We start from the raw sequence: 16911 nt of genomic DNA, 5'->3' as shown, positions 1-16911 counted from the left end.
CCTACATAGATTTAGGGCCTTCCTTGCCGCCTGATGGGATTCATACTTGTATTCGAAATTTGTTGATTTTTGATCCATTCGTCGACGGCAGATCGCCTGTAGCGGATGCTACGGCCAGCATTGAAGTAGACGGGTCCATATCCAATGAGTCGCCATTTTGCCAAGGTTTGAGTTTTTATCTTTAGATACGAGGCAACTTGAGGGGGGAGCATTGTTTCATCTTCCATGACAGACCTCCATTAGTCTGCCTTTTCTTTACAAGTCATAGAAAATGACTAATCGGTTCGCCCAGATCGCGCGAGCCGTCCGAACTACAGGGCAACTCCGCTTTTTTCGTAGGTCCGAATACCGGCACCACGCCAGCCGCCGATAACAAGGCGGTCCGCCAGATCGCCAACTTCGCAGGAAGGCCCGTGGGGCACTTTAACACGCGACGTCGCGAACGAAATTGGCCCGCGCCCCTTCTAACCACATGAATTCCCGTTATTAATTTCTTTGAGTTGTGGTATCGTCCTAGTGCGGCTTTAGGTCCGCACCCATAACCTCATCCCCAATAGGAATTCCATGCACCCCACCAACCCGTGGCGGCGCCTCGCCGTGCGCGTCAGCCGCAGCGCGCTCTTCGACATGGTATTCGCCGCCATAGATGCGGTCGTTGCACCCCCGGAATTCCTCGACGACAGCCTCGCTCGGTTCACCGTCTGGGACAGAGCCCGAAAACGAAAACGCGTCGTCGACAGTCCGCTGCCGCCGTCCTTGATTTTCAGCCGAACGGGTCTGGAGACCACCGGAATTCTGGTCGGCAGCGCGGTCGAAGGCGCCGACCACGTGGCGATTTCGGTCGACCGCATGTATCCGGTGCTCGCACAGCGCACCGACGATTCCGTGGCCCACAGCGGGCGGTCGCCGGAACTGCTGTCCGACCTCACGTGGGCGTTCGCCGTGCCTTGGGCCATCGTCGGCGGGTTCCATTCCCACGCGCTCGCCAATTCGAGCATCGCTAACATCGAGGGGCACGGCCTCTTTCGGCCAAGTCCCGGAGACCTCCACGGGGGGCCGATTTTCATCGGAAACCGCGTTGGCCTCATCGCCACCGTTACTCGTGTCGGCGCTCAATCGCCTATCCCCGCTGTCCGCCCGTGCGCGTGGACCCAATTCCGAGTCGCCGATTTCGAAATCTGGATATGCGCCTACTCGGGCGCGAACGCGGTTCTCAACCTTGACGTCGACGTGCCCGTCAACTTCCGCGACCCCGCCGAGAACCCGAATTCGTTCGACGCGCTCTTCGCCCGGAACGACTGAGGGCATCCGCCCAAACTGCCAATTTCTGAAAGGACGAAACCGATGCCGCTTCCCATCCGACATGGGCGGCGCGCCGCCGCGCGCGTTCGCGTCTCTGTTTCCGCCGACGCCTTCCACCACATGGCCATGGCGGCGGCAGAAGCTGCTATTGCAGCGCCCGACCTGACGCGCGAGAGCTACCGGCTCTTGGAGGCTTGGAACAAGGAGCGAGGAACGACGGCGATCCGGCGCGCGAAGTTGCCCCCGTCCCTCGTCTTTTCTGAGACCGGACACGAGACTGGCGGGGCGCTGTTTGGCCAAATCGAGCGCACCGCCGGCGTCACCGAATTCCACGTCGGGCGCGCTATCACAACGTCCGCCATCCGGTCGGATGACGGACTCGTCCAATCCGATATCAGCGCGTCTCTACTCGCCGACATCGCCGAGGCAGCGGGACTCCCGACGGTCGTGGGGGATTTCCATACACATCCCGCCGTCGACACCAGTTTGCGGGAGATCGAGGAACAGGAACTGTATTCGCCGTCCGAAATCGATCTCGCGGGCGAGAACCTGCCCCACTGCGAGTTCTCACTCATCGTGACGGTGGCGTGGGCCGGCAGATCCAAGCGTCTGGGGGCAGACCGCCCGAACTTGGCGCGGCGACGGATCGGCGACTTTCTGTTCTATATGACCGCTTATGCCCGTGGCCGACGCTGGTCGCCAGCCGGCGAGGACTTCACGCTGGCCATTGGCGGCTGAATTAGTTCCCCAGTTGTCGGGCGGTGCGGAAACTGCTTACGCACCCCATGACTTGTGATCGTCGTTCACACGAACCCCATTCTCGCTATGGAACCGAGTTGTAAAGTGGAGGTGCATACATGCGGAGCCCCATACTATGAAGCAAACCACGCAACGGCCACCCCTCCCGACAACTGCGAGAACCCCAGTTGTCCCAAATGGGCAAACCTCAAGCGACGATGATCCCGACGGAGTGGACTTCGGAGAGGCTGATTTCGACGATTTTTTCGAGATGCCTGGTCCACCAGCGAAACCTATCGAGCTCGAACGAAACAGGGCGCCGTCGGCCGTCCAACCCACTGGCCATAGCCGGCCTCCAATTCATCAACCGAGACATATAGTAGGGCTCGGTAGAAATGAGGCAGCCAGGTCATTAGTATCGTCCCCCGAGATAGAAGCGGCTTCGCTCATTAATAATGCTCGCGCAGCTGCAAATTACGTCGCGGCCCAGACAGCGACGCGCGAGCGAAAGTTGATTGAAGCGCTCGAAGCGGCTTGGTTCCTCCACCTACACTTGCGTAAGTACCCCAAATTGGCGGAAAGCCTATACAAGGACGACAGAATACCGAACACGGCGGCAACAAAGCGTAACGAATTTCTTAGGACCGTTAAGCTGGTTTTCATGTCCGAGAGCAGTTCGAACATTAGTCGTTACGCCTTGGTTCTGCGGTACGTTGACGAAAGCTGGCGTGACGCTGACGACGAACAGACTCTCGCCGAGATCGTGGAGAATGGTGGCGGGACAGTCAAATGTGCGTCAATCGCCTCAGCGAGGCTGAGAAGCCCGGCGGCGCGGCGAGCATTCGATGAGCGACGCGCTCATCGAGCCGAACTGGAAAACTCTGCGATATTAGTACCGGAGGCGCTCTTTAAAATCGAAGCCGATGAAGAGTTGGTTTCAATTCTCGTCAAACGTGGAAAGGACGGGAAGGTCCAAGCTCTCGGTTTCCGGCCAACGACTGACAAGGCTATATTGGGCTATCAAGCATTCATCCCTTCAGGGGCAAAAACGAAGTGAGTAAGAAAGGGCGGCGGGGAGCATGCTCCCCGCCATTCTATTTGGAAAATTCCTGCTTGCGCAATGTGGAAAGCACTTGTCGGTCGTCAGCGTCCGTGCCCGGGGCGTTCGCCCGCATTGCGGAGTGAAGGCAGGCAAGTCGTCCTCGACGAGGTTTGTAAAGAGAGGGTGTGCCGCAGCATAGGAGCACTCTCACATGCCCAGCCATGACGATGGACCTTTAGACGAACTATTTGTCTCCTTCGACGACGCCGAAGACCCGCCCCTTGTCCCGTGGTCTCTAGAAGATCGCCGCAACGTCCTCGCTCCCGTCACCGCGTTCTTCAAGCGCATGGCTTCGGCCGAACTGGCGCGCTGGTCCTACCTCCACCTGATGGTCGAAAAATACTGGTACGCACCGGACAAGATCCCCGACAACTTCGTAAGCAGAGCCGTGTCCGCGATCTCTGGACAGTTCGACAAACCGGCCCTCGCCGACGTCGCCGCCTTCATCTTCCTCGACATCGTCTTCCGGCCCCGGCCGGGCCAGGACGCCGACCGCACTCTCGGGCTGTCGCTGCATTTCCACATCGTCCTGCGTATCGCGGCCGATGACGCGGAGAAGAAGAAAGTGGTGAGGGAGAGCCTAAAACGCTTCGCCCCTGGCAAACGGGCCATCCTGTTCCAGAGACCCGACGAAGCGAAGGGCGGCATCGTCGGCAGCCTTGAGCGAGTCTATCTCCTCAAGGACTGGCGCGACCCCATGAAGTCGATCACCGGCACCTCCATCAAACAGGCGTGCAACGACGGTAAGCGTACGATCATGCGCAACCTCATCTACAAGATTGGGCTCCGTCCGTCAGACGTCTTGATCCTTAAAGGCCTCCGACGGTTCGGAAATGCAATTAAGCCTGCACCAACGCGCAGATCATGAAGTAGGCATTCGCACTCCGGTCGACGGCAAGTACACGGATCGGCTTATTAGCCGAACAATGAAATTAGAAGTGGCTATAGTGTCCTCTGTAATCTGTATCAATATCTGTTTGTTTTAGGCAGGAAGTGGTATGACCTTAGACTTGGTGGACGCGACTTCTGGCTGCTTACGGTGTGTTGGGGGGCGGCAGGAGCAGGGAAAGCAATTAGATTGTTACGTCACTGATCTGTCTCGCGTCTTTGCGATTTGGTGCCCCGGCCCAGCGGGAGCGGGGTGCCACGCCGATTCACATGAGTAACTTGAGTAGAAGACCGATTGAATATTTGCTCAGAGACCTCGGTGGCGATTTGAACGCGCCCGTATTCCGACAATTGCTACCCCCAACATCTCTAATTTCTATCGTCCTGTAAAGTAAGAGCGGGAGCGCAAGCAGCGCTTCCGTGTGAAACGCGCGAGCATGATGTGGTCGCAGCAAAAGATGGAGACTAAAATGACAGTATATGTATCCAAAGAAAATATAACGTTCCAGCGCATCTACGTATTGCCGAGCGGCTCTCATATTGTGGAGATCAGTTATCCAAAAATGTCAGGCGAGACTGGCGTTGCGTTTGTAAACTTTGGCGATTTCCGTAACCCGCGTAAACTGGGGGCCGAACTCTTCGACAAAGGGGCAGATGGTGCGTTCTGCGAACCCAGCAATATCGTCGCGATGGAAGAAAGCCTGCGCACCTACGCTGCTTCAGAGGAGGGGCGTGCCAATACCATCGCGATCCTTGCGACCGGGTGGTCCGATGACATGACCTCTTTCCGGCTTGGGGACCTCGAGCTTCCTTCGGGAAGGAGAGTACCGGTGTTGCCCGGACTGGACACGCCCGTACTGACGCAGGCTGGAACGCTAGAGGAGTGGAAGAACAACGTTGCCGCTGCAGCCTGCCATTCGTCGGCGATGATGTTCCTGATTTCGGCTACGTTCGTCGCGCCGACGCTCAAGCTCTTCGGCATTGAGGCAGGTGGGTTTGGATTTAATCTTTTCGGGAAATCAAGTAGTGGAAAATCCACCGCGCTGCTGGCCGCAGCGTCTGTATTCGGCTCGACCTTCACGGGAAAATGGAACGCAACAGTTACAGGACTGGAGGAGAGGGCGCAGGCGAATTCCGACCTGCCTTTCACGTTAGACTCGCTGGAAGACGTTCCCGCCGCCAGTCGCCCGGCGGTTATGGAGACCATGTCCTACGTTCTGTCCAGCGGTTCCCCTAAACTGCGTGGCAAAGTCTACGAGACGAAAAACGGCATAGCGTCGCGTCGCTTCCGCTCCCTCGTCCTGTCCACGGAAGAGGATCAGAACCGGCCCCGTCACCGCACGACCGGATCAGCCGTCCGGTTGATTGACGTGTTCGTAAAGCCCGCGGACAGCAGTTTCTTTGGAATCGTTGACATGTTCCCCGAGGACGTAGCGGTGGAGGCGCGGGCCGAGTGGGCGAAGCTATTCGTCAAAAAGGTCGAGGCTGCCGTCGCCCAACAGCATGGCACGGCATTGGAGGCCTTCGTTCGCCTGCTGATAATGCACCGCGTTAAGGCCACTGAGCGCCTAAAGACCTACAAGGCCGCGTTTATGCTGCGGAATGAGTTTGCTGGTCTCAACAGCGTACAGAACCGAACGCTTGATGCGTTCGCGCATGTCTACGCTGCAGGTCGTTTGGCTATCGACATGGGTACGGTCCCTTGGGCAAAGGAACGGCTGCTCCGGGCCGTTGGCCGATGCGCGTCTACAGCTCTCGCGAAGAGCGCCGACCGAGCGCAGATCGGCGAGCGCAACGCAAAGCGGCTCATTACCTGGCTTTCCGATCCGGACCGCCGACCTGTCGACTATTCGACCGAGTTAGCTTGGAAGGAGGCGGAGGGCGCCGATTTCATTCGCCTGGAACAAAAGCGCAACCTCTGGGCGCTCGTCAGGGGTGAAACGGCACGGCGAGCTCTTCGTCTCACCGTGAGTGAACTGACCGATGCTGCCAAGGTGCTCCGCGAACGCGGTCAGCTGGTCACAGAGCGGCCGAACACACCCACATTCCAGTACCCGGTGGAGGGGGTGCGTCGCTGCTTTTACATGGTTGTATTAAGATAGCCGCAATCCGGCGCGAACTGCATTAGCTTACGTGTCAGGACGGTAGGCAGCTAGCGTTGCCGCCGCCCTGATTTGACAGTTGGCGTGATAGGCGACTCCTAGACCGAATGTTAAGCCCGCAAAAGTCACGCGAACGGGCAGCGTGATCTCGGTGATCGACAAAAAGGTCCTTGTGTAGAATGCCTATGGCCTCTACTGCGGCGATTTGGCAGCAAACACTGTCGCGAGATCCTAACACTCGACGAAGCGGGCTCACCTTGCCCCCTGAAATGTTCTCGCTCAGAAGCTAGGATCCGTCGACGAGGAGGCGGAGAATGCGCAAGAGCCGGTTCAGCGAGGAACAGATCATCGGGATCCTGAAGGAGCACCAGGCGGGGATCGGTGTCGCCAACCTCTGCCGCAAGCACGGGATCTCCGACGCGACCTTCCACACGTGGCATCGAAGTACGCCTGGAGGAAGTGTCCGAGGCCAAGCGGCTGAAGGCACTCGAGGAGGAGAACGCCAAGCTGAAGAGGCTCTGGCGGAATCGATGCTCGATGTGTCGACGTTTCGTGAGGCGCTCGGACTGGAAGCATGCGAACGCCATGGGTTCGCGTGAGCCTGCTGACGGTTCTGACGCCCAGTTCCCGGAGGCAATTCGTGGCCCAGGCGATCACGGAGAAAGGTTACTCGCAGCGGCGTGCCTGCGGGCTGGTCGGCCTGGAGCCGAAGACCTACCGCTATGCCTCGAAGCGGCCGGACGACGGCGCTCTGCGCGAGCGGCTGAAGGGCTTGGCGCGAGAGCGTCGGCGGTTCGGCTACAGGCGCCTGTTGATCCTCTTGCGCCGGGAAGGGATTGAGCTGAACCAGAAGAAGCTGTTCCGCCTCTACAAGGAGGGGCGGCTAACCGTGCGCCGGCGCGGCAGTCGCAAGCGGGCTCTGGGGACACGGGCTCCGACGGCGCTGCCGCAAGGACAGAACCAGCGCTGGAGCCTGGACTTCGTCTCCGACGTGCTCGCCGACGGAAGACGGTTCCGGGCCCTAGTGGTCGTCGACGACTTCACGCGGGAGTGCCTGGCCCTGGTGGTCGACAGTTCGCTGTCCGGTCTTCGTGTAGTCCGAGAGCTCGACCGTCCGATCGAAGCCAGCGGCCACCCGATAGTGGTGGTCAGCAACAATAGCGCCAGACTGACGTCCCAAACCGATCTCGCTTGGCAGCAGGACAACGGCGTCGAATGGCACTCCATCCGGGCAGCGCGCCACGATCGAGTTCCCAACCTGGTCCAAGAAGGACGCGACCGTCGGCAGATCCTGGCGATCGACGAACCGGGCGAAGATCAACCGACTGAAGCCGAGGACCAGGGGGAACAGCCCCGTAACGCGAAGCCTTTCCGGCTCGTCCTCGAGGACGGCAGGGAATAACGCCTGAAGAACGAATTGCCTCGGATCGGCGGGATCGGCTCTCCGGTTTGGCCTGCGCCTTCCTTCGATTCGGTCCCGCCGATCCGCTCTCATTCAAACTGACGCTGTGGTCTCATCGTGATCGCGGCGAGTTAGCCGCCGGTATGCATCAATAAGGCTGGACCAATAGAAGTACGATCATTCCCTCGTCGTGTTTGAAGCCGAAGGGCCAGTGCATGCGCCCGGCAAAGCACTCGTTCTCCCGCCAAGCCACACCCATCTTGGTGGCGACGCCTTCCGAGAATACGCCGATTGAAAAATCGGGTTTCGCCGGCGGTGGCAGTGCAATCACATAGGAGCCAGCGGTCGCTTCGTTCTGGTCCAGGAACGGAGAACATCCGAAGAGAAGGAAGCGACCATCGAGCAGCGGTGGCATTTGATTGAACAGGAAGCGGATTTCGTCCGTGCCGTTCCGACGCATGGCCGGCCCATGAATTCCTGAGAGCACCGGTTTTTCAGTTCTTTTGATAATCTTTTTGACATGGAAAAAGTCGGCATATAAGTGGTGAGGCGCCGACGGCGCAGGGGGCGGCGACAATTCCATTTCGCTACCCCATGATGTTTTTTTATCCATATCAGGAACCTTCTTTTCTATAATGATGGGATCATCCAGGTGGGATGGCGTACGGACAACTTTTGTGTGCCGGTATGCAATTTTACTTTACAACTACAGAGATAGCGAATTGGGTGTGTCGTGTTAAGCGTTTTATTTGTAAGCTCCTTGTGTCTACCTCGCCTATTGTGGAACCCGGGCTGATTTAATCGGAAGGATGTGCCGGCTCAGCAGCGACTTGGTTGAGTTCGCGGCTCTCGGTGTTGCCTATCGCCCCCGGCTCAACCGCGGCCGTACGCTCTATTGAAGGTCGGCCGCGATGCGGTTGGTGACGCGGGTACGGAGGCTTCCTTGTTGGTCTGTTTGGTCATTTTTCTCTCCGTCGAAGGCGGGTTCAGGCCCGGTCCTGAACCCCTGCCTCGCGGCGAGTAGCGGGTGGGCAAGCGGAGCAAGCGCCTTCGCGGGGAACCGGCTGCACGAAAGCCGAAGGCTGAAGGAAGCTGGGCGGAAGGCGCTTTGCAGCGCGCCGAGGGCAGAGCCCTAAGGACGGCCGTCAGCCGCCGATTGCCGCTGTCAGCGGCGCTAAGACAAGCATCAGGGATGGAAGCCGGAGGGCCGAAACTGGAAGGGTTCGGTGCGACGACAGCCCGGCCCGCCTGGTAGCGCGGGAGATGCCAATATCCCCGCCAAAGTAGCAGCGCCGTGTTAGGGTGCCGATTACGAGCAGGCAGACCGGGGGGCACCATGAAGCGACTTGCCTTGTGGGCGGCGGCCTTCTGGTTTTAGACATCGCCGGCATGGGCTTGGGGACCGCAAGGTCATGTGATCGTGGCGCAGCTGGCCGAAAGCCGGTTGAGCCCGGAAGCGCGGAGCGCGATCCGCGCGATGTTATCGGGTGCCCCGCTGGCGACCGCGGCGCTCTTTGCGGACGAGTACCGGCTGTCCCATCCGGAAACGGCGCGCTGGCATTATGTGGACATCCCCTATGATGTATTTGGGCGTGCAATCTTGGGTCTGACTCAGATCCGATGCAGTTTAGGAGCGGATTGGCGATTTCTGACGGAGGTCGCCCTGCCTACAGCCATTTCGCTGTCGTCGCTCATTCCGCCCGGGTTCACGGTCGAGCGCTTCGAAGCCGTTGACTGGGGCCTCGTGGTAACCGCATCGGCCCGGAGTAGGCAGGCGGTATGTCCCTCCAGCTCATTGCCTTCCCGGCAGGTGCATAGTCGGTATGTTCGGTGTGTGGCCGACCTACCGTTGGTGGGACGGCCGGTCCCGCTCAGGTTGATCACGCGCCGGTTTCGTTGCGACGTTGGCACCTGCCGGAGCAAGATCTTCGCCGAGCGCTTCGGTGAGGCTGTTCCGGAGCGGGCGCGGCGCACGGGCCGGATGGAGTGCATCGTCCATCATCTCGGTCTGGCGCTCGGTGGTCGTCCGGCCGCGAGTTTCGCCAAGCGCTTGATGATGCCGGTCAGCAACGACACCTTGCTACGTGTCGTCCGGCGCCGGGCGAGACAGTGCAGTGATCGTCTGACGGCGGTCGGCATCGACGACTTCGCATTCCGCCCGAGCCACCGTTACGGCTCGATCCTCTGCGACCTCGATCGGCGGCGGATTGTCAAACTGCTGCCTGACCGGGAGATCGCCACAGTCGCGGCATGGCTCGCCGATCACCGCGAGATCCGGATCGTCTCTCGCGATCGGGGTGGCGGGTATGGTGAGGCCGCAACGCTCGCGTTGCCGGAGGTCGTTCATGTCGCGGACAGATGGCACCTGATGGAGAATGCCAGCTCGGCTTTTCTCGACGCGGCGAGGACATCGATGCAGCCGATCCGCGCCGCGCTCGGAGCGATGACGGTCGACCCGAAGCTCCTGACTTCGGCCGAGCGGATCCAGTACGAAGGTTACCTGCGGCGGGAAGAGACGAACCGGGTGGTCGCCGGTCTTGCGGCCGACGGCCTCGCGATCAAGGAGATCGTACGGCGAACGGGGCGGAGCCGGAAGCTGGTTCGCCAGATCATCCGGGGCGAGCGCACCGATGTGTTCCGGACGCGGCAGGGGTCACTCGACCCGCACCTTCCCTATCTCGACGCTCAATGGGAAGCAGGCTGCCGGAACAGCGCCGAACTCTGGCGTCGTCTCCGAAGCCAGGGGTTCATGGGATCGCTCCGCGTCATCGGCGAATGGGCCACGCGGCGCAGGCGATCGGAGCAGATCTCGGGATCCGATCTTCGTAAGATTCCATCCGCAAGGACCATTGCGCGTCTGATGACGCTGAAGCGAGATCATATGTCGAAAGCGGAGACGGTCATGATCGCCGCGATCGAAGCCGGAGTGCCCACTCTGGCCGAGGCGAGAGAGCTGATCGACCGGTTTCATTCCATGATCCGCAGCCGAGCAGTCGATGATCTCGCGTCTTGGATCCAGGATGCCGAGTCGACACTGCTGGTCTCATTTGCTCGCGGCATACCAAGGGACGCATCCGCGGTTCGGGGCGCGATCTCTGAGCCTTGGTCAAACGGCCAGACGGAGGGCCAAGTGAACAAGCTGAAGCTGGTGAAGCGGCAAATGTACGGGCGCGCAAAGCTCGATCGCCTCGAAGCACGCCTCCTCGGGGCCGCCTGATCGTCATCGCAAGTGCGTCAGACCCAGATTTGGAAGCCGTTTGACACCATGGATTCGCTCCTCCCGAAGTTCGCCCCGCTCCTCGCCGCAGCCACTGCTTCCGACATCACCTCGGATCCCACGCTGAGCGGGCGCCTGGTCCTTGAAACCGCCGGCCCCATTCAGGTCAGCTACGCGCCGTTCGATCACCTCAATCCCGCAGCGCGCATCGTGCTGGTCGGCCTCACGCCCGGCCGCCAGCAGGCGGTAAACGCATTGGTCGAAGCCTCCCGGCAGCTCAAGCCGGGAGCGCCGATCGAAGTGGCCGACAAGGCCGCGAAGGAGACAGCGTCCTTCTCGGGTCTGATGCGATCGAACCTCGTCGACATACTCGACCATGTCGGCGTCGCGAAGTGGCTCGGGATCACGTCCTGCAGCGACCTATTCGTCCGAGCGGCATCGCTGGTGCACTACACCTCGGCCCTCAGATACCCGGTGTTCGTCTCCGGCCAGAACTACTCGGGTTCGCCCGCCTTGAAGTCGACCCCAATCCTTGCGGGGATGGTGACGCGGTATCTGGCCGAGGAGGCCAGAAGCCTGCCCGGGGCCGTGTGGGTTCCTCTTGGCCCGGCCGCCACCTCGGCCGTGCAGATGCTGGTCGACCGCAAGGCGCTCGACGGCAGAAGGGTACTCGACGGTCTTCCCCATCCTTCCGGTGCCAACGGCGAGCGCATCGCTTACTTCCTCGGCCGCAAGGAAAAGGCGGCACTGTCGACGAAGACCAATGCTGGCCTTCTTGATGTGGCGCGAACGGAGATCCTGAGACGCATGGGGAACATGGCCTGATGGCTTCTTTGCTTCCGAGGGCATCGGGCGTTTCACCCGACGCCCTCAAAACCTGACGACCGCCCTTAACGGGCAGTGGTCCGACACCGCCAACAGAGGATCCAGATGGTTTTGGTCCGCAGGAAGGCTGCGCCCGCGCTTACCGAGCGGAACCTTGTTGGCGCCGTCGGACAAGACACCGGAGCCGACTAGGATATGGTCGAGGCCAATCGGGTTTCGGCAACCCAGGTTTTCCCAGCGGCGCAAGATTGCCTCGTCATCCCTCGACTTCGCGGTCTTCAGGCGGGCGCACGCGGCCTCTGCATCTGGCGTCACTGGGCAGTGGGCCTCAAGAAGGGTCAGGTCGGCTGCGGCGGGTTCGCCGTCGTCGACCTCCCCGATTCGGCTCGCCACCTTGACCCCTGACGGGTGCGGCGAAGCTGGGTCAGAACCGTCAGACCGAACTTGGTCGCCCGCCGCAATCTCGTGCGGCAGGTTCCTGTTGAAGTCGCCCAAGACTACGATGGCAGCAGCGCCGGCCGCCTTCCTCTCGATCCAGGCTTCCAGGGGCGCGACTTGTTGCTGGAGGACCTGACAGGCTGGATCCTGTCCGGCCAAGGCACCCCGGCCATCGGGACCTTCGGCCCCGAGAGGCGACACGCAGGACGACTTCAGGTGCACGGACAGGAAGCGAACAAGCTTGCCGTCGACTTTCAGGCCCAATGACAACCCCGGCCGGACACGGTCCTTGTCCGGCACTTCGGGAAGGCTCAAGGCATCGTCCGGCTCGCAGGTCTCCACGGCATCGCCGAGCGACTTCCGCCAAGCGAAACCAAGACGCTGGACCTTGTAGCCGCTGAAGGAACAGACGTTCCAATCGCCGTCGTCGCCGGGAAGAACCTCGCGGATTGCTCCCGCGCCGCTGACCTCCTGGAAGGCGATCACATCTGGATCGATGCCGTCCTTGATGATCGAGGCAATCTGCACCGCCCGCTTGTCGTAGGCGGCGGTGGTCACCGCAACGGTGTCAAACGAACCGTCCTTGTAGACATCGCACGGTGGCCGGGCGGAGATGGCCCATTCGATGCGGGCGTCGCGGCCCCACTTGAGCGCCCAACCCGGTGTTCCCGTGGAAGCAGGCCGCCAGATGCCGTCGGGACCCTCCTCGAATGGAGCGTCGCATCGGGCGATCCAGTCCGCGGCTTCCGCCTTTGAGACGTGCCAGCCGAGGTTCCAGGTGGCGACCTTAAGATCAAACGCGGAAGCGACGCCGCTTGTGGCAACCACCACAAGAGGAGCTATGACAGCCCGTAGCATAAGCCCCCCCTTGCGAGTTCGTCGGAGAGTTTGTATGATTAACTGAGACATCACAGTAGTTTTGTCTGGATATACGAGAACCAATAAACTGGATCAAAGCAACCTAGATAGTCGAAACGGCTTTGAAGTTAAGGTTATTTCCAAATCTTCAGGCTAAAGGCCCGTGGAATGCATACGCGCCCAGCCCCAAGAACACCGCCAGCCAGATTGCGCAACCCATACCCCGCGTGGTCCGGTTATAGACCCGATTGTATGCCGCCCTTTTCGGGTTCGTGACCCACGCCCAGCCCTTGGGTGCCTTCAGGCCAAGGTTGTGCCGAATTACCCGCTTCACGGAGGTGCGGGCCGCGATACGCTTTTTTAGGCTAGGCTTTCGAAGCCCAAACTTCATGCTAAGCCCCGGTAGCAAGGCTGTGCGTCGCAACCTATGTTCGCGCCGTTTTTCGCTTCGTCAAGTTGGTCGGTTGCGGCGCCTTTCAATCCCGGATGGCGAGGCGAGTTCGTCGGTTCATCGCTGTTGAAAGGCTGCATGGCAGTCGAGATGCGCAACTGCGGCCCCTTGATCCATCTCCACAAGGCGGGGCAAGTTCCAGGTGCAACCCGACCGCAATGCCCGCTGAGCAATCATTTCCACATAACGGAGCGCTCGATGTCCAATCCCTTCGAACAGCAGCCTTTCGGCGGAGCTGAGTTCGTCGACAATCCCGAACCCCGGTGCCCCTGCTTGCTGCTGTTGGACGTGTCTGGCTCAATGAAGGGCAATCCAATTCGCGAGTTGAATGAAGGCCTAGCTCTGTTCCGTGACGAGCTTTACGCGGACTCCCTGGCCGCAAAGCGAGTGGAGGTCGGCATCGTTACCTTCGGTCCCGTCCAGGTGCTCTCCGACTTCACGGGCGTCCAGTCGTGGGTGCCGCCGACCCTCACCGACCAGGGCGACACGCCGATGGGGTCGGCGATCGAGCAGGGTCTCGCCCTGCTTTGTGACCGGAAGAACGTCTATAAGTCCAACGGCATCTCTTACTACCGCCCCTGGATCTTCCTCATCACTGACGGAGGGCCGACGGATTCCTGGTCGAACGCCGCGGCCCAGGTGAAGCAGGGCGAAGCCGAAAAGGCATTCAGCTTCTTCGCGATCGGCGTCGAAGGCGCCCGGATGGACATCCTTACGCAGATCTCCACACGGCAACCGCTGGCGCTCAAGGAACTCCGCTTCCGGGATCTCTTCGCCTGGCTCTCGTCGTCGCTCAGGTCGGTATCGCGGTCCAACCCCGGTGATGCTGTCCCGCTCGCGAATCCGACGACACCGGACGGTTGGGCTTCCGTCTGATGCTCAATACCTGGCGCTGGACACTCGCGAGGTCGATCGGGACCTCACACGTCAAGTCCGGGCTTCCGTGCCAGGACTTTGCCCTCTGCATGGAACTGGAGGCCGCGTCCGGCAACGTGCTGGCGGCGGTGGTTTCCGACGGAGCAGGCACTGCCAGCCACGCAGAAGCCGGCGCTCGAATGGTGTGCACCGGATTCCTCCGTGCCGCCTCCGTGCATTTCGGGTCCGGGAGAAGTATCGATCAGATTGGCGAGGAGGAGGTCCTCGACTGGCTCGATGGCATTCGCGAGCGGGTGAACACATTTGCTGGACGGGCTCGGGTACGGCCGCGAGACTGCGCCGCAACTCTCGTCGGCGTTCTGGCTGGACCGTGGGGCGCCGTTATCGTTCACGTCGGTGACGGCGCCGCCGTCGTCAGGGAAGAGGGAACGGTCGACTGGATCGTTCCTTCCTGGCCGTTCCACGGGGAGTACGCGTCGACCACAATCTTCGTGACTGATGATCCGATGCCCGCGATCTCGATCGTGCCGCTCCCTATTCGCCTCGACCGCGTTGCCGTGTTTTCAGACGGGATCGAGAGACTGGTCCTTGATCACACAAAGCGTACCGCTCACGGACCATTCTTTGACCGGATGTCAGCTCCCGTGGCTCAGTCGATCGTCAGTGGCCATGATGCCTCGCTCTCCAAGCCGTTGCGCGATTACTTAGACGGAAAGACCGTCTGCGATCGAACCGACGACGATAAGTCCCTGATACTCGGGGTACGGCGGTGAGAGATTATCGAACGGGCGCGGGCCGCCAGATCCGAGTCACCTCGGTTCTCGGGAAGGGCGGCGAGGGGACCGTGTTCCACGTTGACGGCGATACAGGCATAGCCGCCAAAGTCTACACAGACGGGAAGCACCTGGAGCGGCGCGAGAAGATCTCAACGATGGTGGCGAGCGAACTGCACAAGCGCTCCACCCTGGTCGCCTTCCCTATGGAAACGCTGCTCGGAGACCGAGGCGAGTTCGTCGGCTTCACGATGCGCAAGGTCGGTGGGGTCAAGCCCGTCCACGAACTCTACGCGCCCGGCAGCCGAAAGATCGAATTTCCGAAGGTGGACTTCCGGTTCCTCGCGCGAACGGCCACGAACGTTGCCAGGGCCATCGGGAGCGTACACCAGACCGGATGCGTCATCGGCGACATAAACCACAGCGGCATCCTTGTCAGCGACCAGGCGACCGTCACGCTCATCGACGCCGACTCTTTCCAAGTCCGGTCGAGCACGATGGTCTACAGGTGCCGCGTCGGCGTCGGCGAATACACGCCCCCTGAACTTCAGGGCGCGGTACTGGATAAGGTCGACCGCGAGCCGTCTCACGACGGGTTCGGGCTTGCCGTGATCGCCTTCCAACTCCTGTTCATGGGACGGCATCCGTTCGCCGGGCGGTACGGCGGCCAGGGTGACATGCCGATCGAGAAGGCGATCAGGGAGGGGCGCTTCGCGTACAGCATCCAGAGGAAGGCGGAGACGCGGATGGACCCGCCTCCGTTCGCGCCCACGCTCGGCGACTTGACGCCTGACCTCGCGTCCATGTTCGAAGTTGCCTTCCAGTCGAACCCGAGCCTCTACCGCAGCAGACCCTCTGCTACCGACTGGATCGGCGCCCTGAGCCGCTTCGAAGCCGAGTTGATCCCCTGCAGGGCGAATCCTGCCCACCATCACCCGAAGAATGCTCCGGGGTGTCCATGGTGCCGCCTCGAAAACGGGATGGGCGTCACGCTCTTCACTGCATCTGGGTCGTCCACAGCCGCGCCTTCGCTGGGCAACTTCGACCTGACGGCGGCGATCGCGGCCATTGACCGTGTTCTCGGACCGGGGAATTCGCCCGATCCGGCACAGGTGATACCCATGCCTTCCGGGATGGCCAAGTCGCGGACTGCAAAGGAAGTCCAGCAGAGGCGCAACATCCGACGCCTTGGCGGAGTGCTTGTCGCCGGACTGTCGATAGCGCTTATCGCAGGTGGACTGCCCTTTGCTTTTGTTGGCCTCTTCGTCGCCGCATACCTGTTTTTCGGCGGGGGAGGTGAAATCCAGCAGCTTCAGGCAACCAAAGCTCGTACAGAAAGCGATTGGACGGCCGCGCGGCGCGAGTGGGATCTGGAGACGGGACCCATGCAGTTCGAGCAGAAAAAATCCCTTCTCAGGACGTTTGCCGGAGAACACAGAGAGCTTCCGGCGCTTGAGAAGTCGCGTCTGGACGATTTGGACCGCCGTCGCCGTGAGATACAGCTTCAGCGATTCTTAGAGGGACACCTGATCGCCCGAGCGAAGATCAGTGGTATCGGTGGCGGCCGAAAGGAAATTCTGTCGTCTTACGGAATCGAGGACGCCTTCGACGTCACCTATCAGAAGGTCCGTGCGGTCCCCAGCTTCGGCGACGCCACCACGCGGAAGCTCGTCGACTGGCGGGAAAGCATCGAGCGCAAGTTCGTGTTCAACCCTTCGGCCGGAACGGATCCAGCCGCCATCCGGCAGGTCAGGGACGGCATCGCCCGCCGACGCGCCGAGATCGAGCAGGCACTGGCCCGCGGCCCGATCGAACTGGAACAACTCAGGAGCCATGCGCTCACTGCCAGAAGTCGGCCGACGCAGAAACTGATCGAGGCTTTCCGAGCTATGAAGCAGGCGGAGATCGACCTGAACTGACCGCCAGCGTGGCGTAGGGG

Annotated in this window: 12 protein-coding genes and 2 pseudogenes; 11 read left to right on the top strand and 3 right to left on the bottom strand. The window is 60.8% G+C overall.

Features of this window, described 5'->3' with window-relative positions; genetic code table 11:
* Positions 1-11 precede the first annotated feature (11 nt).
* The gene (locus EDD54_RS23805) at positions 12-212 is read right to left on the bottom strand and encodes a helix-turn-helix transcriptional regulator (RefSeq protein WP_126541845.1); all 201 of its coding nucleotides are present in this window, start codon (positions 210-212) and stop codon (positions 12-14) included.
* Between the two features lie 352 nt (positions 213-564).
* Between EDD54_RS23805 and EDD54_RS12720 the strand changes: the two genes are divergently transcribed.
* The 6 genes and pseudogenes from EDD54_RS12720 to EDD54_RS23015 form a co-directional block, all read left to right on the top strand.
* Positions 565-1302 (top strand): hypothetical protein, encoded by a 738-nt coding sequence (locus EDD54_RS12720; RefSeq protein ID WP_126539708.1) that lies wholly within the window; start codon positions 565-567, stop codon positions 1300-1302.
* Between the two features lie 42 nt (positions 1303-1344).
* Complete coding sequence (locus EDD54_RS12715; RefSeq protein ID WP_126539706.1) at positions 1345-2040, top strand: MPN domain-containing protein; 696 nt, start codon at positions 1345-1347, stop codon at positions 2038-2040.
* Between the two features lie 511 nt (positions 2041-2551).
* The gene (locus tag EDD54_RS12710) at positions 2552-3097 is read left to right on the top strand and encodes a hypothetical protein (RefSeq protein ID WP_126539704.1); all 546 of its coding nucleotides are present in this window, start codon (positions 2552-2554) and stop codon (positions 3095-3097) included.
* Between the two features lie 196 nt (positions 3098-3293).
* On the top strand, positions 3294-4010 hold the full coding sequence (locus EDD54_RS12705; RefSeq protein WP_126539702.1) for a hypothetical protein: 717 nt from the start codon (positions 3294-3296) through the stop codon (positions 4008-4010).
* A gap of 490 nt (positions 4011-4500) precedes the next feature.
* Entirely contained in the window at positions 4501-6132 is a 1632-nt protein-coding gene (locus EDD54_RS12700; protein ID WP_165644297.1) for a DUF927 domain-containing protein, read from the top strand.
* A 314-nt stretch (positions 6133-6446) separates the two neighbouring features.
* A pseudogene (locus EDD54_RS23015) lies at positions 6447-7360 on the top strand (IS3 family transposase); the annotation flags it as partial.
* A 322-nt stretch (positions 7361-7682) separates the two neighbouring features.
* On the opposite strand, the gene EDD54_RS12685 reads toward EDD54_RS23015, so the two are convergent.
* The gene (locus EDD54_RS12685) at positions 7683-8147 is read right to left on the bottom strand and encodes a hypothetical protein (protein WP_126539696.1); all 465 of its coding nucleotides are present in this window, start codon (positions 8145-8147) and stop codon (positions 7683-7685) included.
* A gap of 795 nt (positions 8148-8942) precedes the next feature.
* Between EDD54_RS12685 and EDD54_RS12680 the strand changes: the two are divergent.
* A pseudogene (locus tag EDD54_RS12680) lies at positions 8943-10751 on the top strand (ISL3 family transposase); the annotation flags it as partial.
* 48 nt (positions 10752-10799) lie between these two features.
* Positions 10800-11576 (top strand): hypothetical protein, encoded by a 777-nt coding sequence (locus EDD54_RS12675; RefSeq protein WP_126539692.1) that lies wholly within the window; start codon positions 10800-10802, stop codon positions 11574-11576.
* Between the two features lie 45 nt (positions 11577-11621).
* Here EDD54_RS12675 and EDD54_RS12670 read toward each other — a convergent pair whose 3' ends face one another.
* The gene (locus EDD54_RS12670; RefSeq protein WP_165644295.1) at positions 11622-12872 is read right to left on the bottom strand and encodes an endonuclease/exonuclease/phosphatase family protein; all 1251 of its coding nucleotides are present in this window, start codon (positions 12870-12872) and stop codon (positions 11622-11624) included.
* Positions 12873-13521: 649 nt separating this feature from the next.
* Between EDD54_RS12670 and EDD54_RS12660 the strand changes: the two genes are divergently transcribed.
* The 3 genes from EDD54_RS12660 (at position 13522) to EDD54_RS12650 (ending at position 16891) form a co-directional block, all read left to right on the top strand.
* Positions 13522-14199, top strand: coding sequence for a vWA domain-containing protein (locus EDD54_RS12660; protein WP_126539686.1), 678 nt, complete (start codon positions 13522-13524; stop codon positions 14197-14199).
* Positions 14199-14972 carry a PP2C family serine/threonine-protein phosphatase gene (locus EDD54_RS12655; RefSeq protein WP_126541844.1) on the top strand — a complete coding sequence of 258 codons (774 nt, stop codon included), beginning with the start codon at positions 14199-14201 and terminating at the stop codon, positions 14970-14972. Before EDD54_RS12660 ends, EDD54_RS12655 begins: the two co-directional genes overlap by 1 nt.
* Before the next feature lie 71 nt (positions 14973-15043).
* Positions 15044-16891, top strand: a complete 1848-nt coding sequence (locus EDD54_RS12650; protein WP_126539684.1) for a helix-hairpin-helix domain-containing protein — start codon at positions 15044-15046, stop codon at positions 16889-16891.
* Positions 16892-16911: the final 20 nt, after the last annotated feature.

This window comes from Oharaeibacter diazotrophicus, from assembly GCF_004362745.1.
In the GTDB taxonomy this organism is placed as follows: domain Bacteria; phylum Pseudomonadota; class Alphaproteobacteria; order Rhizobiales; family Pleomorphomonadaceae; genus Oharaeibacter; species Oharaeibacter diazotrophicus.
The sequence above is the reverse complement of the archived record's forward strand: the minus strand, read 5'-3'. Positions and strand labels throughout refer to the sequence as shown.

Coding starts and splice junctions, on each gene's coding strand:
- EDD54_RS12720 (WP_126539708.1), top strand. CDS start 565: ATGCACCCCACCAACCCGTGGCGGCGCCTCGCCGTGCGCGTCAGCCGC.
- EDD54_RS12715 (WP_126539706.1), top strand. CDS start 1,345: ATGCCGCTTCCCATCCGACATGGGCGGCGCGCCGCCGCGCGCGTTCGC.
- EDD54_RS12655 (WP_126541844.1), top strand. CDS start 14,199: ATGCTCAATACCTGGCGCTGGACACTCGCGAGGTCGATCGGGACCTCA.
- EDD54_RS23805 (WP_126541845.1), bottom strand. CDS start 212: ATGCTCCCCCCTCAAGTTGCCTCGTATCTAAAGATAAAAACTCAAACC.
- EDD54_RS12705 (WP_126539702.1), top strand. CDS start 3,294: ATGCCCAGCCATGACGATGGACCTTTAGACGAACTATTTGTCTCCTTC.
- EDD54_RS12660 (WP_126539686.1), top strand. CDS start 13,522: ATGTCCAATCCCTTCGAACAGCAGCCTTTCGGCGGAGCTGAGTTCGTC.
- EDD54_RS12700 (WP_165644297.1), top strand. CDS start 4,501: ATGACAGTATATGTATCCAAAGAAAATATAACGTTCCAGCGCATCTAC.
- EDD54_RS12685 (WP_126539696.1), bottom strand. CDS start 8,147: ATGGATAAAAAAACATCATGGGGTAGCGAAATGGAATTGTCGCCGCCC.
- EDD54_RS12670 (WP_165644295.1), bottom strand. CDS start 12,872: ATGCTACGGGCTGTCATAGCTCCTCTTGTGGTGGTTGCCACAAGCGGC.
- EDD54_RS12675 (WP_126539692.1), top strand. CDS start 10,800: ATGGATTCGCTCCTCCCGAAGTTCGCCCCGCTCCTCGCCGCAGCCACT.